Source organism: Micromonospora sediminimaris (assembly GCF_016863575.1).
GTDB classification, from domain to species: domain Bacteria; phylum Actinomycetota; class Actinomycetes; order Mycobacteriales; family Micromonosporaceae; genus Micromonospora; species Micromonospora sediminimaris.
The window spans coordinates 37,765-62,924 of sequence record NZ_BOPD01000014.1; the positions used below are offsets into that span (position 1 = coordinate 37,765).

Genomic DNA, 25,160 nt, shown 5'->3' on the forward strand with positions numbered 1-25,160 from the left:
AGGGGTGGGGCGCGGCGAGGGGCGGGGCGGGTTAGGGGGTTTGGGTTAGGAGGGCTTCGGTGATCTTCTCGCAGTTCTTCATGCCGTACTCGTAGCCCTTGTTGATCGGGTACTGGAGCATCACGCCCATCGTCCAGGTGTCGCCGATCGCCAGGCAGTTGACGTGCATCTCCTGCTCGCGGGTGCGGTCGACCCAGCCGTTCTTGATGGCGATCTTCTTCGCCTCGGCGGCCGGGAACGCCTTACGGATGCCGAAGTCGCCGGCACCGCGTACCTGACGCATCTCGCTGAGCAGCCACTTGGTCCACTTCGGGCCGGCGGCGGTGCCGTCGGCGATGCAGTTGCCGAGGCGGGCGGTGTCCCGGGGGGAGAGTTCGGTACGGCTCCAGCCGAGATCACTGGACACCTTGCTGTCGGTCAGGTCGCAGGTGGACAACAGCCGCTTGATCGAGGCAGACCGGCCGATCTGGGTGTAGAGCTGCTCGGTGCGGGTGTTGTCGCTGTCCCGGATGATCCGGGTCAGGTCGGCCAGCTTCGCGTCGCTCGGGGTCTGCCCGGCGTCGGCGGTACGGCGCAGGTAGTCCGCGACGATCCAGGCCTTGATGAGAGAGGCGGTGGTGCTTGTCTCGTCCATGTCGTCCGAGCCGATGATCTCCCCCGAACGGCGGTCCAGCACGCTCCACGCGTACCAGCCGTCGATGTCCAGGTCGATCTCCTTCGCCTCGAACGGCAGCGGCTCGGGCTCCGGCGAGGGACTGGGCGACGGCGACGGCCGTGCGCTCCGGTCGGTCAGCGCGCCGTCTCGGGCCGCCGGTGACTCGCCGCGTCCCCACTGGGCGGCGGCTGTGGACTCGAAGGGCGACCCGGGCAGCAGGCGCAGCGACACCAGCACCAGCCCGATCAGTACGGCGGCGATGGCGATCAGACGCAGCGGCGATGTCTCGCCGTTGCGGCTGCGGCCGGCCATCAGAGCTTCCCGATCGGCTGCTGCGGCACCTTGAGGGCACCGCCGGGCTGCGGCGTCACCAACTGGCTCGCGACGCTCGCGCAGACGTCCGCCCCGTAGTCGAGCCCGCTCTGCCGGGGGTAGCGCAGCATCACCGCGAGGCTCCATTTGTCAGTCACGGCCAGGCAGTTGACGTGCCAGTTGCCGTCGTAGTTGAGGACGGTCCAGCCGTTCTTGATGCTGACCGGACCCTGACTGGTGATCGACTCCGGCAGGCCGTCGATGATGCCCCACCGGCCGCCGCCCTCCCGGGGCTTCTGGTCCTTGGCGGCGGTGCTGCCGCGAACCTTGCTCATCTCGGTGAGCAGCCACTTCGTCCACTTGGGTCCGGCGGCGGTGCCGTCGGCGATGCAGTCGCCGAGCCGTACCGCGTCGCGCGGGGACATCCGGGTGAAGCTCCACCAACCCTCGTAGCCCTTGACGTTGCCGGGCTTGGTGTCGGTCAGGCCGCACAGCTTGATCGCCGCCTTGAGCACCGGACCGGGCTGCCCGTTCCCGGGCGCGCGGTAGGAACCGCCCGCGGCGGCGTAGACCTTGTTGGCCGCGTCGTCGTTGCTGTCCCGGATGGCCAGGCTGGCAGCCTTCTTCAGGGACGCGGGCGGCTCCTTGTCGCCGAGCTGGCGCAGGTAGTCGGCGACGATCCAGGCCTTGAGCATCGACTCGGTCGAGCTTGTCGCGGCCATGTTCTTGGAGCCGGAGAGTTGGTCGGTCTCCCGGTCCAGCAGTGCCCAGGAGAAGAACTCGCCCTTGAAGTTCACCGAGACCTTGCCGGCGGCAAGGGTCGGCGGCGGCGGTGGCGCGGGTGTGGGCGCGGCGACGCTCTCCGGGCTGGCCTCCGCCTCGCCGGCCGAGAGTCGGGCGTAGGCGGCCGGCACCAGCATGACGCCGCCGAGCAGTACCGCCGTCGCGGCGAGCACCATGGTCACGCGAGGTCGCATGAGCGGGTGAGCTCCAGATGTCGGGGCCGGGGGGACCGGCTTGTTGCCAGGACTGACCGGTGCGGATCACCTGGGCCGGGGGAAGCGGCCTGAGCTGGCGATCGTCGTCAGCCGATCGGTGTGACGGGGGAAGTCTACGTGCGGATCGGCGTTATGCCAGGACTCGACACCGGGCAACTCGCCGTGAAGGCGGGATAACGAACCGCTATGCGGTCGTTGCGAGGATTTGTCGCTGATTCGTGACCGAATTCATAGTTACCTGCGCCACGGACGGCGAACAGGGAGTAACAGTGGGGTGCCTCGAATTTGTATGACACCCCCTGGCGTCTTCTACCCTCAGCTGTAACACTGGGGACATGTATGGCAATGACTTCCCGGGCGAGGACGCGCCCGGCGGCCTGCTCGGTGAGGTCGAGGCCGCAGAGGCGGCGTTGCGTGCGGCCGCGGAACGCGGCCGTGCCGCCGCCGAGCCGGGCAGTGACCTGGCCGCCTACTTCGCCGAGGTCGTCGACGCCGACCAGAAGATCGAGCCCCGTGACTGGATGCCGGAGGCGTACCGGCGGACGTTGATCCGGCAGATCGCCCAGCACGCCCACTCGGAGATCATCGGCATGCAGCCGGAGGGCAACTGGATCAGTCGCGCTCCGTCCCTCAAGCGCAAGGCGATCCTGCTGGCCAAGGTGCAGGACGAGGCCGGACACGGTCTTTACCTCTACGCCGCCGCCGAGACTCTCGGCGTGAGCCGGGACGAGCTGGTCGACCTGCTGCTCGACGGCCGGCAGAAGTACAGCTCGATCTTCAACTACCCCACGCTGAGCTGGGCCGACGTCGGCGCGATCGGTTGGTTGGTGGACGGTGCCGCGATCGTCAACCAGGTGCCGCTGTGCCGCTGCTCGTACGGCCCGTACGCCCGGGCCATGATCCGGGTCTGCAAGGAAGAGTCCTTCCATCAGCGTCAGGGCTACGAGATCCTGCACACCCTGGCGCACGGCACCGCGGCGCAGAAGGCGATGGCCCAGGACTCGGTGGACCGCTGGTGGTACCCGTCCCTGGCCATGTTCGGCCCACCCGACGGCGATTCCACCCACTCAGCCCAGTCGATGGCCTGGAAGATCAAGCGTTTCTCCAACGACGAGCTGCGCCAGCGCTTCGTGGACATGTGCGTCGGCCAGGCCGAAGCGCTCGGGTTGCGCCTTCCCGATCCGGAACTGCGCTGGAACGACGAGCGCCAGGCGTACGACTTCACCCAGCCCGACTACGACGAGCTGATGCGGGTGATCAAGGGCAACGGGCCGTGCAACCGGCAGCGGATGGAGCACCGGCGCCGCGCGCACAGCGAGGGCGCCTGGGTGCGTGAGGCGGCCGCCGCGTACGCCGCCAAGCGTGCGGTGAAGGAAAAGGAGAAGGTGGCAGCGTGAGCCGGCAACACACCCCGCTCTGGGAGGTCTTCGTCCGGGCCCGGCGCGGGCTGGCGCACACCCACGTCGGCAGCCTGCACGCGCCCGACGCGGAACTGGCCCTGCGTAACGCCCGTGACCTCTACACCCGACGGCAGGAGGGCGTGTCGATCTGGGTGGTGCCGGCGAGCGCCATCACCGCCTCCAGCCCGGACGAGAAGGACGCCTTCTTCGACCCGGCCGCCGACAAGGTCTACCGCCACCCCACCTTCTACGAGGTACCCGACGGGGTGGCACACCTGTGAGCGAGCTCTTCCCCTTCACCCTCGCCCTCGGCGACGACGCGCTCATCGCGGCGCAGCGGCTGGCCGAGTGGAGCACCCGGGCGCCGGAGATGGAGGAGGACATCGCGCTGTCCAACATCGCCCTGGACCAGCTCGGTGCCGCCCGGCTCCTGCTGTCGTACGCGGGCGAGCTGGAGGGCGCCGGCCGGGACGAGGACGCGTTGGCGTACCTGCGCGACGACCGGGAGTTCCGCAACTGCCTGCTGGTCGAGCTGCCGAACGGTGACTTCGCGGTGACAATGGCGAAGCTGCTCGTCCTGTCGGCGTACCAGGTGCCGCTCTACACCGCCCTGGCCGGCTGCCCGGACGAGCGGTTGGCCGCCATCGGCGGCAAGGCCCGCAAGGAGTCCGCGTACCACCTGGACCACGCCGCGCTGTGGGTGAGGCGGCTGGGCGACGGGACCGAGGAGTCGCACCGCCGGATGCAGGCCGGCATCGACCAGGTCTGGGCGTACGCCGACGAGTTGTTCGCTGCCCGGCCGGACGCGCCGGTCGACCCGGCGACCCTGCGGTCCGAGTTCGACGACACCGTCACCGCCGTGCTAGCCGAGGCGACGCTCACCCTCCCGGAGGTCGGCTGGACGCCGGCCGGCGGGCGCGACGGCGTGCACACCGAACACCTGTCGTACCTGCTCGCGGAGATGCAGGTGGTGCATCGCGCCCACCCCGGGGCACGCTGGTGACGCGATGAGCAGAGCACGGCAGGCCGTGGCGGCGGTGGTGGATCCGGAGATCCGGGTGGTCACCATCGACGATCTCGGCATCCTCCGGTCGGTCCAGGAGGACCCGGCCACCGGCCGGGTGGTGGTGACGATCACCCCCACCTACACCGGCTGCCCGGCGATGGACGTCATCCGCGCCGACATCCGGCGCGCACTGGTCGCCGCCGGTCATCCGGACGCCGAGGTGCGTACGGTGCACAGCCCGGCCTGGAGCACCGACTGGATCAGCGACGCCGGACGGGCCAAGCTGGCCGCTGCCGGCATCGCCCCGCCCGCCCCGGTCCGGCGCGACGGCGTCGTTCCGCTCACCCTGGCGGTGCGCTGCCCACGCTGCGGGTCGCCGGAGACCGAGCAGCTCAGCCGCTTCGGCTCGACCGCGTGCAAGGCGCTGTGGCGTTGCCGCTCCTGCGCCGAACCCTTCGACCATGTGAAGGCCCTGTGACTGTCACCATCACCCGCCCGGTCCGCCGCCGGCCGGTGTTCCACCCGCTGCCCGTCGTCGCCGTGGACCGGCTCACCGCCGACGCCGTCGCGATCACCTTCGCGGTGCCGGAGGAACTGCGCGAGACCTTCGCCTTCCGCGCCGGCCAGCACCTGACCGTACGCCTGCCGGCGGCAGCCGGTACGGCGGAGAGTGACGGCGGCGGGGACGTCCGTCGCTCGTACTCGATCTGCTCCACCCCGGCGGACCTGGCGCGGCACGGGCGATTGCGGATCGGCGTGCGGGAGATCCCGGGCGGCGCCTTCTCCGGCTACGCCTGCGGGGCGCTGCGGCACGGCGACACCATCGAGGTGCTGCCGCCGCTGGGGCACTTCACCACCGCCTTCGCGCCGGACCGGGCTCGCCGCTACGGTGCGGTGGTCGCCGGCTCGGGCATCACCCCGGTGCTGTCGCTGGTCGCCACCGCGCTGGCTGTCGAGCCGGCCAGCACCTTCACGCTGGTGTACGGCAACCGCACGGCCGGCAGCGTGATGTTCGCCGAGGAACTGGCAGACCTGAAGGACCGCTACCCGACCCGGCTGCACCTGGTGCATGTGCTCTCCCGCGAACAGGGCGATTCGCCGCTGCTGTCGGGGCGGATCGACGCGGAGCGGCTGGGTCGGCTGCTGGAGACCATCGTGCCCGGCGAGGTGATCGAGGAGTGGTTCCTCTGCGGCCCGTACGGACTGGTGGTGGACGCTCGTGCGGTGCTCACCGCGCGGGGTGTCGCGGAGTCGGCGGTGCACACCGAGCTGTTCCACGTCGACGCGCCGCCCGAGCCGGTGCGCCGGACGGACGACGCGTCCGGCGGTACCGACGTGACGATCATGCTCGACGGACGATCGTCGAGCTTCACCATGCGCCGCGACGAACGCGTGTTGGACGCGGCGCTGAAGGTCCGCGGCGAGCTGCCGTACGCCTGCAAGGGCGGGGTCTGCTCGACCTGCCGGGCCAAGGTCGTCTCCGGTGAGGTGGAGATGGCCCGCAACTACGCCCTGGAGCCCGACGAGGTGGCCGCCGGTTATGTGCTGACCTGCCAGTCCAGCCCGCTGACCGACACCCTCACCATCGACTACGACGCGTGACGCTTCGACTCGGCGGCCGTCATCAAGCTGCTCCGCCGGGAACCCCGGACTGATTGTGATCCGACCCGGGGCGGTATCTTGGTGGCTGCCAGGAGCAGTAGCTCTTTGGAAGTGGACCCGGCAGCCTTCCGGACGGTGGGTGGGCCGGGTTTCGCGTACTCACACCTCGTGTGCCTCATCGACCATGCGTTGCACGGCCGTCCGCCATCGTCCCCGCTTGGCCCAGCACCACGCCTGTGCAAATTGTCAACGGACCACGACATATCTTATGAGGATCTTGCGAACATGATTCCTGGTTGGGCAGGGGGATGGATCACAGGTCAAGTGCGCCGCTGAGAGCTGAGCGGGTGGTCGGCGTACGCTCGGGTACGTGACGGTGAATCGGGAGATCGACGACATCCTGCAGCGCGGCGCCGACGGCGGGCGGATCACGCCCGAGGAGGCTCTGCTGCTCTACACCGACGCCCCCTTCCACGCCCTCGGCGAGGCGGCGGACGTGGTCCGTCGGCGGCGGTACCCGGACAACATCGTCACGTACCTGATCGACCGCAACATCAACTACACGAACGTCTGCGTGACGGCGTGCAAGTTCTGTGCCTTCTACCGGGCACCGAAGCACAAGGAAGGGTGGACCCACCCGACCGAGGAGATCCTGCGTCGCTGCGGCGAGGCGGTCGAGCTGGGCGCCACCCAGGTCATGCTCCAGGGCGGCCACCACCCGGACTACGGCGTGGAGTACTACGAGGAGCTGTTCTCCTCGGTGAAGAAGGCGTACCCGCAGCTGGCCATCCACTCGATCGGGCCGAGCGAGATCCTGCACATGGCGAAGGTCTCCGGGGTGAGCCTCGACGAGGCCATCGCCCGGATCAAGGCCGCCGGGCTCGACTCGATCGCCGGTGCGGGCGCCGAGATGCTGCCGCAGCGACCCCGCAAGGCGATCGCGCCGCTCAAGGAGTCGGGCGAGCGCTGGCTGGAGGTCATGGAACTCGCGCACCGGCAGGGCGTCGAGTCGACCGCCACGATGATGATGGGGACCGGAGAGACGGCCGCCGAGCGGATCGAGCACCTGCGGATGATCCGCGAGGTGCAGGATCGTACGCAGGGCTTCCGGGCCTTCATCCCGTGGACGTACCAGCCGGAGAACAACCACCTCAAGGGCCGCACCCAGGCGACGACCCTGGAGTACCTGCGGCTGGTGGCGGTGGCCCGGCTGTTCTTCGAAACCGTGCCGCACCTGCAAGCGTCCTGGCTGACCACCGGCAAGGACGTCGGTCAGCTGGCGCTGCACATGGGTGTGGACGACCTCGGCTCGATCATGCTGGAAGAGAACGTCATCTCCTCGGCGGGGGCCCGACACCGGTCCAACCTGCACGAGCTGATCGGGATGATCCGTTCCGCCGGCCGGATCCCCGCTCAGCGCGACACGCTCTACAACAGACTGGCCGTGCACCACACGCCCGACGACGACCCGAGCGACGACCGGGTGGTCTCGCACTTCTCGTCGATCGCCCTGCCCGGTGGCGGTGCCGGCCGTTCGCTGCCCCTGGTCCAGGCAACCTGACCGACACCCAACCCAACCAGTCGACCCGACGCCGATCGGCACCCTGCACCGCCCGCCCCTTCCGCTCGACGGGACGCGCGACTTGCGGCACGTCGGCTTGCCATCCCTGGCCGGCAAGACCCGGTGTCCTGGCCGTGCCGGCGGTGTGATGCGCGAGTTGCGGCATGTTGGCCCTTCCGGTCGAGGGGATGGCGCGAGTTGCGGCATCTCGTGCCTCCGGGCGGTGGGGACGCGCGAGCTTGCGGCGTCCCGGATCGGCCCGGAGCGGCGGGCGGCGGGGCGCAGCAAGTTGCGGTGTCTCGGGTCTTCGCGGCAGCGGGAGGCCGCGAGTTGCGGCATCCCGGGCCCTCGTCGGGCGGGCGGCGTCGTCGGGTGGGCGGCGTCGTCGGGTGGGGTGCCCGGCGGGCGAGGGATCACTATGGGTCACTGTGGTTCGGGCGTTGCGTCACAGTGGTGGCTCGATTGGTTGTCAGCCGAACGGCTCAGGTGGATCATCCATCCAGTTTGAAGCGTCGGGCCGCTCCGGCCATGCGCCCAGGCGTGACCAGGTAGCAAGGCCCATCAATCCGGACAATCCTTAAGTTGCCATTAGCTGAGCAGCTTGTGGCGGGTGTGATGCAGGGTGGCGCGGGTGATCGCTGACCGCTAACGTCCCCGCCCGTACGTTTCCTTTACCCCACGGGGGAGACACCTCAGATGATTTTCCGTAACCGGGCTGCCGCGTACCTGGGTGCCGGTGCCGCCGGTGTCCTCGCGGCCGGCAGCTTCGCCGCGCCGGCTCTGGCGGACGACACCGCGGATCTCGCCATCAAGGCGACCGGCACCACCATCGCGGTCGGCGCACCGGGCAAGGACGCCAGCGTCTCGCTGCTCAACAAGAGCAAGGTCGACGCCAAGAACGTGCTCGTCGCCCTCGACATCAGCAAGCTGAAGACCGACCTCGTCGACATCGACGAGAGCGGCTGCAACCCGCGCGAGGACGGCTGGATCCTCTGTGGCATCGAGGGTGACACCATCCGTGCCGGCGAGGACGTCGACTGGTTCTTCCCGTTGACCCGCAAGGGCGCCGAGGTCGGCTCGGCCGGCTCCATCACCGCGGTGATCCTGCACGGCGGCCCGGACCCGGACGAGTCCGACAACGCCGTGACCGTGGACGTCAAGGTCGAGGGCACCGGGCCGGACCTGACCGTCGTCGCCGACGACGTCCGCAAGGCCGTCAAGGTCGAGGGTGGCACGATCACCGAGGTCGGCGACCTGTACGCGGGCAACACCGGTCAGCTGATCTACGGTGCCTTCAACCAGGGTGACCAGGCTGCCAGGGGTCTCCGCATCGAGGTGCAGCTGCCCAAGGGCGCGACCTTCGCGGAGAAGGAGCCGGACTGCACCTACAACGCCGCGATGACCTCGCTGACCTGCGAGTACACCAAGGCTGTCCTCATCCCGACCGCGCAGGACAAGGACGGTGACGACCTCTACTCCGGTGCTCGCTTCTACAACCTGGTGACGGTCGCCGACGGTGTGAAGCCGAGCAGCCTGACCGGCGGCAAGGTCACCATCGAATCGCTGGGCGCGCAGGAGGCCCCCAGCGCCCTCCGGACCGCCGCCACCTCGGCTCTGCCGGAGAACGCCACCGGCGTCGCGGGCAACGATGTCGACCCGAGCGACAACACCGACGACTTCGCGGTGGTCGTGGCCGCCAAGGGCGGCACCGGTGGTGGCGACGGTGACGGCCCCGGTCTGCCGGTCACCGGTGTGCAGGTCGGCCTGATCGGTGGCGTCGGCGCGGCCGTGCTGGCCGCCGGTGTGGCCATGTTCCTGGTTTCCCGCCGTCGCCGGGTGGTCCTGGTGACCCCGGGTGACGAGAAGACGAACGCCTGAGGTTCGTCCTCTATCGGCCCGCGCGGGCCGTTCACATAACGCACGGCAGTGAGGGCGGGATGGGTGACCATCCCGCCCTCACTGTGTCGCCTCGACCCTGTCCGGGGCACCGGCGGCCGGGCTGGCAGAGTGGAGGGGTGAGCCGTACCCCGCAGGGCCAGCGCGCCAGTCTGGACAAGCAGCCGCACGAGGTCGCCGCGATGTTCGACGGTGTCGCGGCCCGTTACGACCTGACCAACACCGTCCTGTCGTTCGGTCAGGACCGGTTCTGGCGACGGGCCACCCGCGCCGCGCTCGACCTGCGACCGGGCGACCGGGTGCTGGACGTGGGCGCGGGCACCGGTGTCTCCACCGAGGAACTCGCCCAGTCCGGGGCGTACGCGGTCGGGGCGGACCTGTCCCTCGGCATGCTGTACGCCGGCAAGCGCACCCGCCCGCAGGTGCCGTTGCTGGCCGGAGATGCGCTGCGGCTGCCCTTCGCCGACGCCAGCTTCGACGCGGTGACCATCTCCTTCGCCCTGCGCAACGTCAACGACACCGACGCCGCGCTGGCTGAGCTGGCCCGGGTGACCCGTCCGGGCGGCCGGCTGGTGATCTGCGAGTTCAGCACCCCGGTCAATCCCGCGTTCCGCACCGTGTACCTGTCGTACCTGATGCGTTCCCTGCCGGCCGTGGCCCGGACGGTCTCCAGCAACCCTGACGCGTACGTCTATCTTGCCGAGTCGATCCGGGCCTGGCCGGACCAGCCGGCGCTGGCGGCGCGGGTGGCCGCCGCGGGCTGGGGCCGGGTGGCGTGGCGCAACCTGACCGGCGGCGTGGTGGCCCTGCACCGCGCGGTCCGGACGTGAGCGCGACTTACCCTGTGCCTATCGCGCGAGGGTAATACCGCCATTTAGGGAAATAAGGCGATTATGTCGCCTTTGCGGCTTAGGCTGGCCGACATGACGGATCCGAAGAATGTGGCCATAGGAGATGCCGCGGAGCTGGTCGAGCAGCTCAGGGGCCTGGCCGGAGCGGATCCCGCCGACGTCCGCCAGGTGGTGACCGAGGTGCTCGCGGCCCTGGACCGGGCCGCCGGTGGCACCTTGCGTGAGCAACTGCCGGAGACCATCCGCGCCAGCCTGGACGGCGCCGCATCGGCGCGTCCCTGAGTGCTGCGCAGCGAGAGCTGACCGGCAGGAGCCCGCTCTGGTGACCGGGGCCCTTTCCTGCGTCCCACAGGTTAGGTCGACCTAACAAGGCGAGCTTACGGTGTCGGTCATAGACTCGTCCCGGCTGGCTTGTGAAGCATTTCACGAGCAGGGCGGGGAGGAGGCGCTAATGACCGCGGTGGAGAACGACGCCGACGTGATCGTCGTGGGCGCCGGTCCCGGTGGTTCGGCGACCGCGTACCACCTGGCTCGGCACGGCGTACGCGTGCTGCTGCTGGAGAAGACCGAGTTCCCCCGGGAGAAGGTCTGCGGCGACGGGCTGACCCCGCGTGCCGTGCGGCAGTTGATCCGGATGGGGGTGGACACCTCCCCCGAGGCCGGCTGGCTGCACAACCGCGGCCTGCGAGTGATCGGCGGCGGCGTCCGGCTGGAACTGGACTGGCCGGATCTGGCCAGCTTCCCGAACTACGGCCTGGTGCGCACCCGACTCGACTTCGACGACCTGCTCGCCCAGCGCGCGGTGTCGGCCGGTGCCAAGCTGCGTACCAGCGTGAACGTCATCGGCCCGGTGTTGGACGGCGACGGCCGGGTGATCGGGGTGCAGGGCGAGGACGGGCCGGACAAGGCACCCGTCACCTTCCACGCCCCGCTGGTGGTGGCCGCGGACGGTGTCTCGGGCCGGTTCCCGCTCGCCCTCGGGCTGGCCAAGCGGGAGGACCGCCCGATCGGTGTCGCCGTCCGGCGCTACTACCGGTCCGAGGCCCGCCACGACGACGACTACCTGGAGTCCTGGCTGGAGTTGCGGGCCAAGGGCACCAACGAACTGCTGCCCGGGTACGGCTGGATCTTCGGCCTCGGTGACGGCCGGGTCAACGTGGGGCTCGGCATCCTCAACTCGTCCTCGGCGTTCGGCAAGACGAACTACCGGCGGCTGCTCACCGACTGGCTGGCCAACACGCCGCCGGAGTGGGGGATGACCGACGAGGTCAACGCCGAGGGTTCGATCCTCGGTGCCGCGCTGCCGATGGGGTTCAACCGGGTGCCGCACTACACCCGGGGGGTCATGCTCGTCGGCGACTCGGGCGGCATGGTCAACCCGTTCAACGGCGAGGGCATCGCGTACGCGATGGAGTCCGGTGAACTGGCCGCGGAGGTCGCGGTCCAGGCGCTCGCCCGGCCGGCCGGTGCTGAGCGGGAGCGGGCCCTGATGGCGTACCCGCAGGAGCTGAAGACCCGGTTCGGCGGCTACTACCGGCTGGGCGGGGTCTTCGTGAAGCTGATCGGCCGTCCGGAGATCATGCGGGTGGCGACCAAGCACGGCATGCCCCATCCCACGCTGATGCGTTTCGTGCTCAAGCTGCTGGCCAACCTCACCGACCCGCGCGGCGGTGACGCAATGGACCGGGTGATCAATGCGATGACCCGGGTCGCGCCCGCCGTGTAGGGGCGCGGAGCAGGCAAGGTCCACCCCCGCCGAAGGGCGCGGGGTGGGATGTGAATAGTGTGAATTTCGCCAACCACCGAGGGCAGGGAAGGACGAGCAGGAGAAAACATGTCGCTCTCGCCTTACGTACCCATCATCGGGCTGTTCGCCCTCGCCGCGGGTTTCGCGCTGTTCTCGATAGCCGCCGCCCGGTTCGCCGGCCCCCACCGCTACAACAAGGCCAAGCTCGAAGCCTACGAGTGTGGCATCGAGCCTAGCCCGCAGCCGATCGGCGGTAGCCGGTTTCCGGTCAAGTTCTACCTGACGGCGATGCTCTTCATCGTCTTCGACGTGGAGATGATCTTCCTGTACCCGTGGGCTGTCTCCTTCGACATCCTGCCGGTCTTCGGGTTCGTCGCCATGTTGGTGTTCATCGGTGCCGTCTTCGTCGCGTACGCCTACGAGTGGCGACGCGGCGGCCTGGACTGGGACTGAGGGAGGAACGGCTATGGGTATCGAGGAGAAACTTCCCGCTGGCGTCCTGCTCACCTCGGTGGAGAAGCTGGTCAACTGGTCGCGCAAGTCGTCGGTCTGGGGCGCCACGTTCGGCCTGGCCTGCTGCGCGATCGAGATGATGGCCGCCGGTGGTCCGCACTACGACATGGGCCGGTGGGGCATGGAGGTCTTCCGGGCCTCGCCCCGGCAGGCCGACCTGATGATCGTCGCCGGCCGGGTCAGTCAGAAGATGGCCCCGGTGCTGCGCCAGATCTACGACCAGATGGCCGAGCCCCGCTGGGTGCTCTCCATGGGCGTCTGCGCCAGCAGCGGCGGCATGTTCAACAACTACGCCATCGTGCAGGGCGTCGACCACGTCGTACCTGTCGACATGTACCTCCCGGGCTGTCCGCCCCGGCCGGAGATGCTCATCGACGCGATCCTCAAGCTGCGCGAGAAGATCGGCCACGAGCCGCTCGGTCCGAACGGTCGCAAGATGCTGGCGGCCCGCGAGGCGCGCGGTGACGTGCCGGTGGTGCCGTACGGCTCGATGCCGTCGTCGTACCGCAGCGACAAGGCCCGGCGGGCCGAGTGGACGAAGGCCGTCCGCGAGGGCCGCGAGGAGCAGCTGCGGATCGAGAACTGGATGAAGGCCCAGAACCACCTCCACCCGTACGGGGGGATCAAGTGACTGACGACAAGCCCACCACCGGCGGTGTTCCGGTTCCGGTGCCGCCGGCCGGCGCGACGAGTGGCGCCCCCGCCGAGTTCCCGCCGGCCGCACCCGCCGGCCGGGGCATGTTCGGCAACCAGGGCAGCGGCGACGTCTCCGGGTTCGGCGGACTGGTCCGGCAGCACCACACGGTCGAGGACTCACCGCGGCCGTACGGCGGCTACTTCGACGAGGTCCGGGACGCGCTGGAGGAGGCGTACCCGGCGTTCGGCGAGGCGATCGAGAAGGTCGTGGTCGACCGGGGCGAGCTGACCCTGCACATCCGCCCGGAGCGGATCGCCGAGGTCTGCCAGGTGATGCGGGACGATCCGGCGCTGCGTTTCGAGCTGTGCTCGTCGGTGTCCGGCGTGGACTACCTGGGTGCCGATGCCCGCCGGCTGCACGTCGTCTACCAGCTCACCTCGATGACCTACCGGCGGCGGGTCCGGCTGGAGGCCGCCGTCAGCGTCGAGGAGCCCCACCTGCCCAGCGTCACAGCCGTCTACCCGACCGCCGACTGGCAGGAGCGGGAGACGTACGACATGTTCGGCGTCGTCTTCGACGGCCACCCGGCGCTGACCCGCATTCTCATGCCGGACGACTGGGAGGGTCACCCGCAGCGCAAGGACTACCCCCTCGGCGGCGTGCCCGTGGAGTACAAGGGTGCCGAGATCCCGCCGCCCGACAAGCGGAGGTCTTACCAATGACCACGTCGAACTACGCCACCGAGCGCGAGACGACCGAGGGCCGCGTCTTCACGGTCACCGGCGGGGACTGGGACGACGTCGTCTCCGGCGTCGACCCGATCAACGAGGGTCGGATCGTCGTCAACATGGGCCCCCAGCACCCGTCCACGCACGGTGTGCTCCGGTTGATCCTGGAGCTGGAGGGCGAGACGGTCCGGGAGGCCCGCTCGGTCGTCGGCTACCTGCACACCGGCATCGAGAAGAACCTGGAGTACCGCAACTGGGTGCAGGGTTCGACCTTCGTGACCCGGATGGACTACCTCTCCCCGCTGTTCAACGAGACGGCGTACTCGCTGGCCGTGGAGAAGCTGCTCGGCATCGAGGAGCAGATCACCGAGCGGGCCACCACCATCCGGGTGCTCATGATGGAGCTGAACCGGATCTCCTCGCACCTGGTCTGGCTGGCCACCACGGCGATGGAGCTGGGCGCGATCAACATGATGCTCTACGGCTTCCGGGAGCGCGAGTACATCCTGGAGATCTTCGAGCTGATCACTGGTCTGCGGATGAACCACGCGTACGTCCGGCCGGGCGGCGTCGCCCAGGACGTGCCGGACGAGGCGATCGTCAAGATCCGCGACTTCCTCAAGCTCATGCCGAAGCGGCTCAAGGAGTACGAGGACCTGCTCTCCGGGCAGCCGATCTGGCTGGAGCGGACGCAGAACGTCGCGGTGCTGGACGTGACCGGCTGTGTGGCGCTCGGCGTCACCGGGCCGGTGCTGCGCTCGGCTGGGCTGGCCTGGGACCTGCGCAAGACGATGCCGTACTGCGGCTACGAGACGTACGAGTTCGACGTGCCGACCCACTCCGACGGCGACGTGTGGGGCCGCTACCTGGTTCGGAACGCGGAGATCCGCGAGTCGCTCAAGCTGGTGGAGCAGGCGCTCGACCGGCTCAAGCCGGGGCCGGTGATGGTGGCCGACAAGAAGATCGCCTGGCCGGCGCAGCTGGCCATCGGCGTCGACGGCATGGGCAACTCGCTGGAGCACGTCGCGAAGATCATGGGCCAGTCGATGGAGTCCCTCATCCACCACTTCAAGCTGGTGACGGAGGGCTTCCGGGTGCCTCCGGGTCAGGTGTACGTCGGCGTCGAGTCGCCGCGCGGCGAGTTGGGCGTGCACGCGGTCTCCGACGGCGGGACCCGGCCGTACCGGGTGCACTACCGGGAGCCGAGCTTCGTCAACCTCCAGGCGCTGCCGGCGATGGCCGAAGGCGGCCTGATCGCCGACGTGATCGCCGGCGGCGCCTCGCTGGACCCCGTCATGGGAGGTTGTGACCGGTGACTGTCTTCACTGACGAGACGCGGACCAGGGCTCGGGAGATCATCGCCCGCTACCCGGCGGACCGGTCCCGCTCGGCCCTGCTGCCGCTGCTGCACCTCGTGCAGGCCGAGGAGGGTTACGTCTCCCCGGCCGGCGTGGCGTTCTGCGCCGAGGTGCTCGGCCTGAACAAGGCCCAGGTCGGCGCGGTGGCCAGCTTCTACACGATGTACAAGCGCCGCCCCACCGGTGACTGGCTGGTCAGCGTCTGTACCAACACCATGTGCAACGTGCTCGGTGGCCAGGAGGTCTACGACACGCTCACCGAGCACCTGGGCGTCGGGCACGACGAGACCACCGCCGACGGCAAGATCACCCTGGAGCACGCCGAGTGCCTCGCCGCCTGCGACTACGGCCCGGTGATGACCGTCAACTACGACTTCTTCGACGGCGTCGACCCGCAGACCGCGGTCGGGGTGGTCGACGAGCTGCGCGCCGGTGGGCGGCCCACGCCGAGCCGGGGTGCCCGGCTGTGCACGTTGAAGGAGATGGCGGTCCAACTCGCCGGCTTCGCCGACGAGCGGGAGGGCGCCGTCGCCGACGGGGTGCCCGGCGAGCCGACCCTGCGCGGTCTGCGCCTGGCCCAGCAGCACGGCATCTCGGCACCGGGCTTCGACCCGAACACCCCGATCCGCAGCGGCAAGGCTGGCGACAAGCCCGCCCCGGCCACCCCGGCGAAGGCCGCGCCGACCGGCAGCACCGCGCCCGACGTGCCGGCGCCGGACCGCAAGTCGCCGCAGGTGCGTACCGCCGAGACCCGGCAGCCGGACGCGAAGACCGCGGTGCCGGACGCGCCCGGTACCAAGGTCCCCGTCGACGGGCAGCCGCCCGCGGCGGGCGACGCCCGGGCCGCGGAGGCGGCCGGTGCGGCGGCCAACAAGCCGGCGGGCGACGGCAAGCCGGCCGGTGACGACACCGGGGCGCAGGAGCGCAACCTCAGGGAAGCGGAGTCCACCGGCGACGGTCAGGACACCGCGCACGACAAGGGGGCTCAGAAGTGACCACGCCTGCGCCGGAGACCCTGGCCAAGTTGACGCCCGTGCTCACCAAGCGCTGGCTGTCCCCGGACGCCTGGCGGCTCGACACCTACGAGAAGCTGGACGGCTACGCGGCGCTGCGTAAGGCGATCAAGGCGCACCCGGACGACCTGATCCAGTTGGTGAAGGACTCCGGGCTGCGCGGTCGCGGCGGCGCCGGCTTCCCCACCGGTCTCAAGTGGGGCTTCATCCCGCAGGGTGACGGCAAGCCGCACTACCTCGTGGTCAACGCCGACGAGGGTGAGCCCGGCACCTGCAAGGATCTGCCGCTGATGACCCACGACCCGCACTCGCTGGTCGAGGGGGTCATCATCGCCTCGTACGCGATCCGGGCCAACCGGGCCTACATCTACATCCGGGGCGAGGCGGTGCACGCCGCCCGCCGGCTGCGCAACGCGGTGAACGAGGCGTACGCCAAGGGATACCTGGGCCGCGACATCCTCGGCTCCGGCTTCGACCTGGACCTGGTGGTCCACTCGGGTGCCGGCGCGTACATCTGCGGGGAGGAGACGGCGCTGCTGGACTCCCTGGAGGGCTTCCGTGGTCAGCCCCGGTTGCGTCCGCCGTTCCCGGCCACCCACGGGTTGTACGCCAGCCCCACCGTGGTCAACAACGTGGGCACCATCGCCAGCGTGCCGTACATCGTGCTGGGCGGCGCGGACTGGTGGAAGTCGATGGGCACCGAGAAGTCGGCCGGCCCGATGATCTACTCCCTCTCCGGCCGGATCGCCAACCCCGGCCAGTACGAGTGCGGCCTCGGCATCACCCTGCGCGAGCTGATCGAGCTGGCCGGCGGGATGCAGCCGGGCCACAACCTGAAGTTCTGGACGCCGGGCGGATCGTCGACGCCGCTGCTCACCGCCGAGCATCTGGACGTGCCGCTGGACTTCGAGGGGGTGGCCGCCGCCGGCTCGATCCTCGGCACCACGGCCACGCAGATCTTCTCCGACCAGGACTGCCCGGTCTACGCGACCTACCGGTGGCTGGAGTTCTACCACCACGAGTCGTGCGGCAAGTGCACCCCGTGCCGGGAGGGCAACTACTGGATGGTCCGGGTCTACCGGCGCATCCTGGCCGGCCAGGGCACTCAGGACGACCTGGACACCCTGCTCGACACCTGTGACAACATCCTCGGCCGCTCGTTCTGCGGCCTGGGTGACGGTGCCACCAGCCCGGTGACCTCGTCGCTGAAGTACTTCAAGCAGGACTACCTCGACTACATCGAGGGACGGACCGCGCCGAAGTTGTCCGACAAGCAGTTGGTGGGAGCCCACTAATGACGGACGTTGCCAAGCCGACCGAGACGGTCACCCTCACCATCGACGGCGTCGAGGTCACCGCCCCCAAGGGGGCGCTGCTGATCCGGGTCGCCGAGCAGATGGGCACCGAGATCCCCCGGTTCTGCGACCACCCGCTGCTGGCTCCGGCCGGTGCCTGCCGGCAGTGCCTGGTGGAGGTGGAGGGACAGCGCAAGCCCGTCGCCTCCTGCACCCAGACGGTCGCCGACGGCATGGTGGTCCGCACCCAGCTCACCTCCCCGGTCGCCAAGAAGGCGCAGGAGGGGATCATGGAGCTGCTGCTGGTGAACCACCCGCTCGACTGCCCGATGTGCGACAAGGGCGGCGAGTGCCCGCTGCAGAACCAGGCGATGTCGACAGGTCGCACCGACTCCCGGTTCCACGAGCACAAGCGGGAGTACCCGAAGCCGCTGCCGATCAGCACCCAGGTCCTGCTCGACCGCGAACGGTGCGTGCTCTGCCAGCGGTGCACCCGCTTCTCCGAGGAGATCGCGGGCGACAAGTTCATCGACCTGATGAACCGCTCCTCCGCCGAGGAAATCAACATTTACCGGGACGAGGACTACGGGACCGAGGGCGAGGACGGCGACGTCCCGTTCAACTCGTACTTCTCCGGCAACACCGTGCAGATCTGCCCGGTCGGCGCGCTCACCGGCACCCAGTACCGCTTCCGCGCCCGCCCGTTCGACCTGGTCTCCAGCCCGAGTGTGTGCGAGCACTGCTCGGCCGGTTGTGCCCAGCGCACCGACTGGCGTCGGGGCAAGGTGCTGCGCCGGCTGGCCGGCGACGATCCCCAGGTCAACGAGGAGTGGAACTGCGACAAGGGGCGGTGGGGCTTCCAGTACGCCCGCGCCGCCGACCGGCTCACCACCCCGCTGGTACGCGACGAGCACACCGGCGAGCTGCGGGAGGCGTCCTGGAGTGAGGCGCTCAGCGTGGCCGCCGACGGGCTGCGCGCCGCCCGGGACACCGGCCAGGGCGCCGCGGTGCTGACCGGTGGTCGGCTGACCGTCGAGGACGCGTACGCGTACGCCAAGTTCGCCCGGGTCGCGCTGCACACCAACGACATCGATTTCCGGGCCCGCCCGGTCTCCCGCGAGGAGGCCGACTTCCTGGCCAGCACGGTCGCCGGCAGCACCGAGGTCACCTACACCGACGTCGAGAAAGCGTCGGCGGTGGTGCTCGTCGGCCTGGAGCCGGAGGAGGAGTGCCCGATCCTCTTCCTGCGGCTGCGCAAGGCGTACCTGAAGAACAAGCTGAAGGTGTACGCGATCGCCCCGTTCGCGACCCGTGGCCTGGAGAAGCTCGGCGCCAAGCTGGCCCGGGTGGTGCCGGGCGAGGAGGCCGGGGTGCTCGCCGAGCACGCCACCGTCGCCGAGGCGCTCAGCGCCGAAGGGGCGATCCTGATCGTCGGCGAGCGGCTGGCCACCGTCCCGGGTGGACTCTCCGCCGCCGCCGAGGTTGCCGCGCGTACCGGGGCGAAGCTGGCCTGGGTGCCGCGACGCGCGGGTGACCGCGGTGCCGTCGACACCGGCTGCCTGCCCAACCTGCTGCCCGGCGGTCGCCTGGTCACCGAGCCGGGCGCGCGTGCCGAGCTGGGCGAGGCGTGGGACATCCCCGCCGGGGTGATCCCGAGTCAGGCCGGCCGGGACACCGACGGCATCCTCGCTGCCGCCGCCGGAGGCCAGGTCAGCGCGCTGGTGGTGGCCGGGGTGGATCCGGCCGACCTGGCCGATCCGCGCCTGGCCGAGCAGGCCCTGGACGCGGTGCCGTTCCTGGTCAGCCTGGAGCTGCGGGCCAGCGCGGTCACCCGTCGGGCGAACGTGGTCCTGCCGGTCGCACCGGTGGTCGAGAAGGCCGGCAGCTTCCTGGACTGGGAGGGCCGGCTGCGTCCGTTCGACGCGGTGCTGGACACCGCCGCGATGACCGACGGTCGGGTGCTCGACGCGCTCGCCGCCCAGCTGGACGTACGGCTGGGCACCGGGGACGTGCTGACCGTCCGGCGTGAGCTGGGCAGCCTGCCGGTGACCCGGGCTGAGCGCCCGGCCGCGCCCACGGTGCAGCCGGGCTCGGTGCCGCAGCCGGGCGCCGGTGAGGCGGTGCTGGCGACCTGGCATCAGCTGATCGACCTGGGCAGCCTCACCGATGGCGACGAGCACCTGGGTGGCACCGCCCGCCCGCCGGTGATCCGGCTGGGCAAGGGCAGCGCGGAGGCGCTCGGTGTGGCCGACGGTGACCCGGTGACGGTGGGTACCGACCGGGGTGCGGTGACCCTGCCGGCGGCGACCACCGAGATGCCGGACGGTGTGGTCTGGCTACCCACCAACTCGCCCGGCTCGACGGTGCGGCGCAGCCTCGGCGCGACCTCCGGCGCGATGGTGCGGATCTCCGCGCCCGGCGTGACGGAGCCGGTCGCCGCCGACGCGGCCGACCGTCCGGGCCCGCTCCTCAACTCCTCCGGGGGTGTCGCATGAACGTCATCGCCCAGGCACCGTCGCTGAGCGACTTCGGCCACGACCCGTGGTGGCTGGTCCTCGGCAAGATCGTCTTCGCCTTCGTGGTGGCTCTGCTCGGCACCCTGCTCGGCGTCTGGTTCGAGCGGCGGGTGGTGGGGCGGATGGCCGTCCGCCCCGGCCCCAACCAACTCGGTCCGTTCGGTCTGCTGCAGACCCTCGCCGACGGCCTGAAGATGGCCTTCAAGGAGGACATCCTCCCGAAGTCGGCGGACAAGGTCATCTACTTCTTCGCCCCGGCCATCTCGGTGATCTGCGCGGTCACCGCGCTGTCGGTGATCCCGTTCGGCCCGATGGTGAGCATCTTCGGCCACCAGACGCCGTTGCAGGTCACCGACGTGCCGGTGGCGGTGCTCGTGGTGCTCGCTCTCTCCTCGATGGCGGTCTACGGCATCGTGCTCGCCGGCTGGGCGTCCGGCTCGACCTACCCGCTGCTCGGCGGCCTGCGGTCCGCCGCCCAGCTGATCTCGTACGAGGTGGCGCTGGGGCTGTCCATCGTGGCGGTGTTCATGCTCGCCGGCACGATGTCCACGAGCGAGATCGTGGCCGCCCAGGGCAGCACGACCGAGCTGACCCTGTTCGGCGCCGACATCCAGACGCCGGGCTGGTACGCGTTGCTGCTCTTCCCGAGCTTCATCGTCTTCTTCATCTCCATCGTCGGTGAAACCAACCGGCCGCCGTTCGACCTGCCGGAGGCGGAGTCGGAGCTGGTGGCCGGCTTCATGACCGAGTACAGCTCGCTCAAGTTCGCGCTGATCATGCTCAGCGAGTACGTCGCGATGGTGACCATGTCGGCCTTCACCGTGACGCTCTTCCTGGGCGGCTGGCACGCACCGTGGCCGATCACCATATGGTCCGGGGCCAACTCCGGTTGGTGGCCGATGCTCTGGTTCTTCGGCAAGGTCATCCTGCTGGTCTTCGTCTTCGTCTGGCTGCGCGGCACGCTGCCCCGGCTGCGGTACGACCAGCTGATGCGCTTCGGCTGGAAGGTGCTCATCCCGATCAGCCTGGTCTGGATCGTGATCCTCGCCGGCCTGCGCACCATCGACGACTGGGACACCCAGAGCCGGCTGTACGCCATCGGCATCCCGGCCGGCATCGTGCTGCTCGCCGCGCTGTTCTGGCCGAGCCGCAAGGCGGCACCGAAGCCGACCCTCGCCGAGCAGGTCGACAACCGGCCCCCGGGCAGCTTCCCGCTGCCCCCGCTGGATCTGCAGGTACCACCGAGCCCGCGTACCCGGCGCATGGTCGCCGAGCGGGAGCCGGCCAACGCCCCCGCCGGCCAGGACTCTGAGGAGGTGTGACGTGGGCGCGATCACCGGAACGTTCAAGGGCTTCGGGGTCACCTTCTCGCACATGTTCAAGAAGGTCGTCACCACCGACTACCCGTTCACCCCACCGACGCCGGCCCCCCGCTACCACGGGCGGCACATCCTCAACCGGCACCCGGACGGGCTGGAGAAGTGCATCGGCTGTGAATTGTGCGCCTGGGCCTGCCCGGCGGACGCGATCTACGTCGAGGGTGGCGACAACACCGACGAGCAGCGGTTCTCACCGGGTGAGCGGTACGCCAGCGTCTACCAGATCAACTACGCCCGGTGCATCTTCTGCGGACTCTGCATCGAGGCCTGCCCCACCCGCTCGTTGACCATGAGCAACGAGTACGAGCTGGCCCGGGACAACCGCCAGGACCTGATCTTCACCAAGGAGCAGTTGCTGGCGCCGCTGCTGCCGGGGATGGAGCAGCCGCCCCACCCGATGCGGCTGGGCGACAGCGAGAAGGACTACTACGTCGGGAGCCTGACGAACCCGGGCACCTCCGCCGGGGCGGAGCGCTCCCCGATGGGACCGGGCCGCTACCAGGTCGACGAGCACCCGGGCGTGACCTTCCCCGGCGCCGAGCAGGCCGCCGCGCGGGCCGAGGCGGAGAAGGGGGAGTCGGCATGAACACCTCGACGCTGCTCGCCGCCTCCGGTGCGGTCTCCGGCGGCGAGGCGGTGACCTTCTGGATCCTGGCTCCGCTCGCGCTGGCCGGTGCGATCGGCATGGTCGTCGCCCGCAACGCGGTGCACTCGGCGCTGTGGCTGGTGCTGACCATGCTCAGCCTCGGGGTGTTCTACGTGCTCCAGGCGGGACCGTTCATCGGCATGGTGCAGATCATCGTCTACACCGGCGCGATCATGATGCTCTTCCTGTTCGTGCTGATGCTCGTCGGCCGGGAAGCCTCCGACTCGCTGATCGAGGTGCTGCGCGGCCAGCGGATCGCGGCGATCGGGCTGGGGCTCGGCTTCGCCGGCCTGCTCGGCAGCGGGGTCTACCGGGCCACGCAGGGCAGCACCCCGCTCGGCCTGGAGCAGGCCAACGCGGGCGGCAACGTGGAGGGCATCGCCCGGTTGCTCTTCACCGACTACATCTTCGCCTTCGAACTCACCGCGGCGCTGCTGATCACCGCCACCATCGGCGGCATGATCCTCGCGCACGTCGAGCGGCGCAAGGAGGACAAGCGCGACCAGGTGGCCACCATGAAGGCCCGCTTCGCGCCCGGCAACTACCCCGGCCCGAAGCCCGGCCCGGGTGTCTTCGCCACCTCCTCGTCGGTCGCCACCCCGGCCCGCCTGCCGGACGGGCGGCTGAGCGACCGCAGCACGCCGGACATCCTGCCGGTACGGGAGCTGACCGCCGAGGAGACCACGCTGAAGGGCACTGAGAAATGAGTGACTTCTTCTCGGTCGAGCCGAACTACTACCTGGTCCTCGCCGCGGTGCTGTTCACCATCGGCGCCGCTGGGGTGCTGGTCCGGCGCAACGCGATCGTGCTGTTCATGTGTGTCGAGCTGATGCTCAACGCGGCCAACCTGGCGTTGGTCACCTTCAGCCGGATGAACGGTGACCTCAACGGCCAGATCATGGCGTTCTTCGTGATGGTGGTGGCGGCGGCCGAGGTCGTGGTCGGGTTGGCCATCATCATGGCGATCTTCCGCACCCGACGCTCCGCCAGCGTCGACGACGCCAACCTGCTGAAGTACTAGAGGGGCCCACCGGTGGACGAAATCATGACGTACGCCCAGGCTGCTCCGGCCGAGACCGTCTCGTACGCGACGGCGGACGGGCTGCTGAGCAGCGTCTGGCTGCTGGTGGCCATCCCGCTGGTCAGCGCGACGATCCTGCTGCTGCTCGGCCGGCGGGCCGACAGGTGGGGACACTGGCTCGGGGTGGCCGCCGTCGGTGCCGCCTTCCTGCTCGGCCTGAGCTACTTCCTCGGCCTGCGCGGCCTGGAGAACAGGTCGGTCCAACTGAGCCTCTGGGACTTCATCGCGGTCGGCGGCCTGCACGTGGACTTCGGCCTGCTGTTCGACCCGTTGGCCGGGGTCTTCGTCCTGCTGATCACCGGTGTGGGCTTCCTGATCCACCTGTACGCCGTCGAGTACATGGCGCACGATGAGCGCCGTCGACTGTTCTTCGCGTACTTCAACCTGTTCATCGCAGCGATGTTGCTGCTGGTGCTCGGCAACAACTACGTGATGCTGTACTTCGGCTGGGAGGGCGTCGGTCTGGCGTCTTACCTGCTGATCTCCTTCTGGTACACCAAGCCGGCCGCCGCCACCGCCGGTAAGAAGGCGTTCCTGATGAACCGGGTCGGCGACGCCGGCCTGGCCATCGCGATCTTCATCATGTTCGCCACCCTCGGCACCACGCAGTACGACGAGGTGTTCAACGGGATCGGCGCGCTGGCTGGCGGCACCGTGCTGGTGCTCGGCCTGCTGCTGCTGCTCGGCGCGGCCGGCAAGTCCGGTCAGTTCCCGCTCCAGGCGTGGTTGCCGGACGCGATGGAGGGACCGACCCCGGTGTCGGCGCTGATCCACGCCGCGACGATGGTCACCGCCGGTGTGTACCTGATCGCCCGCTCCAACATCATCTTCTCGGCCAACGCCACGTTGCAGCTGGTGGTGGTCAGCGTCGGCGCGCTCACCCTGCTGATCGGCGCCGTCATCGGGTGCGCCAAGGACGACATCAAGCGGGTGCTGGCCTGGTCCACGGTCAGCCAGATCGGCTACATGTTCCTCGGTGTCGGGCTGGGCGGCGCGGCGTACGCGCTGGCCATCGTGCACCTGCTGGCGCACGGCTTCTTCAAGGCCAACATGTTCCTCGGCGCCGGCTCGGTCATGCACGGCATGAAGGACCAGGTCGACATCCGCCGCTTCGGCGGCCTGTCGAAGTACATGAGGATCACCTGGCTGACCTTCGGCGCGGGATGGCTGGCCATCATCGGCATGTTCCCCTTCTCCGGCTACTTCTCGAAGGAGCCGATCATCGCCGCCGCCTTCGAGCGGGAGGGATGGACGGCCTGGCTGTTCGGTGGTGCGGCGGTGCTCGGCGCCGCGTTGACCGCCTTCTACATGACCCGGCTCTTCGTGCTGACCTTCCACGGGCCGAAGCGGTGGACCGAGGACATCGAGCACCCGCACGAGTCGCCGGCGCTGATGACGATCCCGCTGGTCCTGCTCGGCATCGGCTCGCTGGGTGCGGGGTGGCTGCTGGCCACGTCCGTGCCGGACTGGCTGACCACCACCGCCGGGCTCGGCACGGCCGAGGCGCACCACGACGCGGTGCTGCCGCACTGGGCGATCGTGGTGCTGTCGCTGGGAGTCACCGTGCTCGGTGCGGTGCTGGGCTGGTTCCTGTTCCGCAACGGGACGGCGACCTCGCCGCAGCCGGCCGGGGTGCTGGTCACCGCGGCCCGCAAGAACCTCTACACCGACGCGGTCAACGAGGCGGTCTTCGAAAAGCCGGGCATCTTCCTCACCCGGGCGCTTGTCTACCTCGACAACCGCGGCATCGACGGGCTGATCAACGGCCTGGCCGCAGGCGTCGGCGGTGGATCGGGCCGGCTCCGGCGGTTGCAGACCGGCTTCGTCCGGTCGTACGCCACCTCGATCCTGACCGGTGCGCTCCTGGTGGTGGCCGCCTTCCTGGCCGTACAGGCGGGGTGGTTCGCGTGATCGACCTCTTGAGGCTGTCGGCCTCACAGGCGGCCGTCGCCGGCGGACCGCACAG

General features: G+C 69.7%; 24 protein-coding genes. 22 read left to right on the forward strand and 2 right to left on the reverse strand.

The features are described 5' to 3' along the window. Nucleotides 1-31 precede the first annotated feature (31 nt). Together Vse01_RS12345 and Vse01_RS12350 are read right to left on the reverse strand one after the other, a co-directional pair. Complete coding sequence (locus Vse01_RS12345) at nucleotides 32-967, reverse strand: serine hydrolase (protein WP_093403997.1); 936 nt, start codon at nucleotides 965-967, stop codon at nucleotides 32-34. Further along, nucleotides 967-1,944, reverse strand: coding sequence for a hypothetical protein (locus tag Vse01_RS12350; RefSeq protein ID WP_093403999.1), 978 nt, complete (start codon nucleotides 1,942-1,944; stop codon nucleotides 967-969). The genes Vse01_RS12345 and Vse01_RS12350 overlap by 1 nt, the downstream gene beginning before the upstream one ends. A 356-nt stretch (nucleotides 1,945-2,300) precedes the next feature. Between Vse01_RS12350 and paaA the strand changes: the two genes are divergently transcribed. The 22 genes from paaA (at nucleotide 2,301) to nuoL (ending at nucleotide 25,105) form a co-directional block, all read left to right on the forward strand. Continuing rightward, on the forward strand, nucleotides 2,301-3,362 hold the full coding sequence (gene paaA, locus Vse01_RS12355; RefSeq protein WP_093404001.1) for a 1,2-phenylacetyl-CoA epoxidase subunit PaaA: 1,062 nt from the start codon (nucleotides 2,301-2,303) through the stop codon (nucleotides 3,360-3,362). Beyond that, a complete protein-coding gene (paaB, locus tag Vse01_RS12360; RefSeq protein WP_093404003.1) occupies nucleotides 3,359-3,646 on the forward strand; it encodes a 1,2-phenylacetyl-CoA epoxidase subunit PaaB in 288 nt (95 codons plus the stop codon). Before paaA ends, paaB begins: the two co-directional genes overlap by 4 nt. Next, nucleotides 3,643-4,368, forward strand: a complete 726-nt coding sequence (gene paaC, locus Vse01_RS12365) for a 1,2-phenylacetyl-CoA epoxidase subunit PaaC (RefSeq protein ID WP_093404005.1) — start codon at nucleotides 3,643-3,645, stop codon at nucleotides 4,366-4,368. The genes paaB and paaC overlap by 4 nt, the downstream gene beginning before the upstream one ends. A 4-nt stretch (nucleotides 4,369-4,372) precedes the next feature. Continuing rightward, nucleotides 4,373-4,849, forward strand: coding sequence for a 1,2-phenylacetyl-CoA epoxidase subunit PaaD (paaD, locus tag Vse01_RS12370; RefSeq protein WP_093404007.1), 477 nt, complete (start codon nucleotides 4,373-4,375; stop codon nucleotides 4,847-4,849). Continuing rightward, nucleotides 4,846-5,973 carry a 1,2-phenylacetyl-CoA epoxidase subunit PaaE gene (gene paaE, locus Vse01_RS12375; RefSeq protein WP_093404009.1) on the forward strand — a complete coding sequence of 376 codons (1,128 nt, stop codon included), beginning with the start codon at nucleotides 4,846-4,848 and terminating at the stop codon, nucleotides 5,971-5,973. The genes paaD and paaE overlap by 4 nt, the downstream gene beginning before the upstream one ends. 370 nt (nucleotides 5,974-6,343) lie before the next feature. After that, a complete protein-coding gene (gene mqnC, locus Vse01_RS12380; protein WP_093404011.1) occupies nucleotides 6,344-7,534 on the forward strand; it encodes a cyclic dehypoxanthinyl futalosine synthase in 1,191 nt (396 codons plus the stop codon). 696 nt (nucleotides 7,535-8,230) lie between these two features. Beyond that, nucleotides 8,231-9,412, forward strand: coding sequence for a hypothetical protein (locus Vse01_RS12385; protein ID WP_093404013.1), 1,182 nt, complete (start codon nucleotides 8,231-8,233; stop codon nucleotides 9,410-9,412). A gap of 137 nt (nucleotides 9,413-9,549) precedes the next feature. Further along, nucleotides 9,550-10,260, forward strand: coding sequence for a demethylmenaquinone methyltransferase (locus tag Vse01_RS12390; protein WP_093404015.1), 711 nt, complete (start codon nucleotides 9,550-9,552; stop codon nucleotides 10,258-10,260). 93 nt (nucleotides 10,261-10,353) lie between these two features. After that, nucleotides 10,354-10,563 (forward strand): hypothetical protein, encoded by a 210-nt coding sequence (locus Vse01_RS12395; protein ID WP_093404016.1) that lies wholly within the window; start codon nucleotides 10,354-10,356, stop codon nucleotides 10,561-10,563. A 169-nt stretch (nucleotides 10,564-10,732) separates the two neighbouring features. After that, entirely contained in the window at nucleotides 10,733-12,007 is a 1,275-nt protein-coding gene (locus tag Vse01_RS12400) for a geranylgeranyl reductase family protein (RefSeq protein WP_093404018.1), read from the forward strand. Nucleotides 12,008-12,115: 108 nt separating this feature from the next. Further along, nucleotides 12,116-12,481 carry an NADH-quinone oxidoreductase subunit A gene (locus Vse01_RS12405; RefSeq protein ID WP_093404019.1) on the forward strand — a complete coding sequence of 122 codons (366 nt, stop codon included), beginning with the start codon at nucleotides 12,116-12,118 and terminating at the stop codon, nucleotides 12,479-12,481. Between the two features lie 13 nt (nucleotides 12,482-12,494). Then, complete coding sequence (locus Vse01_RS12410; RefSeq protein ID WP_093404021.1) at nucleotides 12,495-13,172, forward strand: NuoB/complex I 20 kDa subunit family protein; 678 nt, start codon at nucleotides 12,495-12,497, stop codon at nucleotides 13,170-13,172. Next, nucleotides 13,169-13,900 (forward strand): NADH-quinone oxidoreductase subunit C, encoded by a 732-nt coding sequence (locus Vse01_RS12415; RefSeq protein WP_093404022.1) that lies wholly within the window; start codon nucleotides 13,169-13,171, stop codon nucleotides 13,898-13,900. The genes Vse01_RS12410 and Vse01_RS12415 overlap by 4 nt, the downstream gene beginning before the upstream one ends. Further along, the gene (locus tag Vse01_RS12420; protein WP_093404024.1) at nucleotides 13,897-15,222 is read left to right on the forward strand and encodes an NADH-quinone oxidoreductase subunit D; all 1,326 of its coding nucleotides are present in this window, start codon (nucleotides 13,897-13,899) and stop codon (nucleotides 15,220-15,222) included. Before Vse01_RS12415 ends, Vse01_RS12420 begins: the two co-directional genes overlap by 4 nt. Further along, nucleotides 15,219-16,259 carry an NADH-quinone oxidoreductase subunit NuoE gene (gene nuoE / locus Vse01_RS12425; RefSeq protein WP_093404025.1) on the forward strand — a complete coding sequence of 347 codons (1,041 nt, stop codon included), beginning with the start codon at nucleotides 15,219-15,221 and terminating at the stop codon, nucleotides 16,257-16,259. The genes Vse01_RS12420 and nuoE overlap by 4 nt, the downstream gene beginning before the upstream one ends. Then, the gene (gene nuoF, locus Vse01_RS12430) at nucleotides 16,256-17,572 is read left to right on the forward strand and encodes an NADH-quinone oxidoreductase subunit NuoF (RefSeq protein ID WP_093404027.1); all 1,317 of its coding nucleotides are present in this window, start codon (nucleotides 16,256-16,258) and stop codon (nucleotides 17,570-17,572) included. Before nuoE ends, nuoF begins: the two co-directional genes overlap by 4 nt. Then, the gene (locus Vse01_RS12435) at nucleotides 17,572-20,067 is read left to right on the forward strand and encodes an NADH-quinone oxidoreductase subunit G (RefSeq protein WP_093404029.1); all 2,496 of its coding nucleotides are present in this window, start codon (nucleotides 17,572-17,574) and stop codon (nucleotides 20,065-20,067) included. The genes nuoF and Vse01_RS12435 overlap by 1 nt, the downstream gene beginning before the upstream one ends. Further along, entirely contained in the window at nucleotides 20,064-21,410 is a 1,347-nt protein-coding gene (gene nuoH, locus Vse01_RS12440) for an NADH-quinone oxidoreductase subunit NuoH (RefSeq protein ID WP_093404030.1), read from the forward strand. The genes Vse01_RS12435 and nuoH overlap by 4 nt, the downstream gene beginning before the upstream one ends. Nucleotide 21,411: 1 nt before the next feature. Further along, nucleotides 21,412-22,053 (forward strand): NADH-quinone oxidoreductase subunit NuoI, encoded by a 642-nt coding sequence (nuoI, locus tag Vse01_RS12445; protein WP_093404032.1) that lies wholly within the window; start codon nucleotides 21,412-21,414, stop codon nucleotides 22,051-22,053. Beyond that, a complete protein-coding gene (locus tag Vse01_RS12450) occupies nucleotides 22,050-22,820 on the forward strand; it encodes an NADH-quinone oxidoreductase subunit J (RefSeq protein ID WP_093404033.1) in 771 nt (256 codons plus the stop codon). Before nuoI ends, Vse01_RS12450 begins: the two co-directional genes overlap by 4 nt. Next, a complete protein-coding gene (nuoK, locus tag Vse01_RS12455) occupies nucleotides 22,817-23,134 on the forward strand; it encodes an NADH-quinone oxidoreductase subunit NuoK (protein WP_013731028.1) in 318 nt (105 codons plus the stop codon). The genes Vse01_RS12450 and nuoK overlap by 4 nt, the downstream gene beginning before the upstream one ends. 24 nt (nucleotides 23,135-23,158) lie before the next feature. Further along, nucleotides 23,159-25,105 carry an NADH-quinone oxidoreductase subunit L gene (nuoL, locus tag Vse01_RS12460; protein ID WP_093404194.1) on the forward strand — a complete coding sequence of 649 codons (1,947 nt, stop codon included), beginning with the start codon at nucleotides 23,159-23,161 and terminating at the stop codon, nucleotides 25,103-25,105. Nucleotides 25,106-25,160: the final 55 nt, after the last annotated feature.

Coding starts and splice junctions, on each gene's coding strand:
- Vse01_RS12345 (WP_093403997.1), bottom strand. CDS start 967: ATGGCCGGCCGCAGCCGCAACGGCGAGACATCGCCGCTGCGTCTGATC.
- Vse01_RS12350 (WP_093403999.1), bottom strand. CDS start 1,944: ATGCGACCTCGCGTGACCATGGTGCTCGCCGCGACGGCGGTACTGCTC.
- paaA (WP_093404001.1), top strand. CDS start 2,301: ATGTATGGCAATGACTTCCCGGGCGAGGACGCGCCCGGCGGCCTGCTC.
- paaD (WP_093404007.1), top strand. CDS start 4,373: ATGAGCAGAGCACGGCAGGCCGTGGCGGCGGTGGTGGATCCGGAGATC.
- Vse01_RS12385 (WP_093404013.1), top strand. CDS start 8,231: ATGATTTTCCGTAACCGGGCTGCCGCGTACCTGGGTGCCGGTGCCGCC.
- Vse01_RS12395 (WP_093404016.1), top strand. CDS start 10,354: ATGACGGATCCGAAGAATGTGGCCATAGGAGATGCCGCGGAGCTGGTC.
- Vse01_RS12400 (WP_093404018.1), top strand. CDS start 10,733: ATGACCGCGGTGGAGAACGACGCCGACGTGATCGTCGTGGGCGCCGGT.
- Vse01_RS12405 (WP_093404019.1), top strand. CDS start 12,116: ATGTCGCTCTCGCCTTACGTACCCATCATCGGGCTGTTCGCCCTCGCC.
- Vse01_RS12410 (WP_093404021.1), top strand. CDS start 12,495: ATGGGTATCGAGGAGAAACTTCCCGCTGGCGTCCTGCTCACCTCGGTG.
- Vse01_RS12420 (WP_093404024.1), top strand. CDS start 13,897: ATGACCACGTCGAACTACGCCACCGAGCGCGAGACGACCGAGGGCCGC.
- Vse01_RS12435 (WP_093404029.1), top strand. CDS start 17,572: ATGACGGACGTTGCCAAGCCGACCGAGACGGTCACCCTCACCATCGAC.
- nuoH (WP_093404030.1), top strand. CDS start 20,064: ATGAACGTCATCGCCCAGGCACCGTCGCTGAGCGACTTCGGCCACGAC.
- Vse01_RS12450 (WP_093404033.1), top strand. CDS start 22,050: ATGAACACCTCGACGCTGCTCGCCGCCTCCGGTGCGGTCTCCGGCGGC.
- nuoK (WP_013731028.1), top strand. CDS start 22,817: ATGAGTGACTTCTTCTCGGTCGAGCCGAACTACTACCTGGTCCTCGCC.
- nuoL (WP_093404194.1), top strand. CDS start 23,159: ATGACGTACGCCCAGGCTGCTCCGGCCGAGACCGTCTCGTACGCGACG.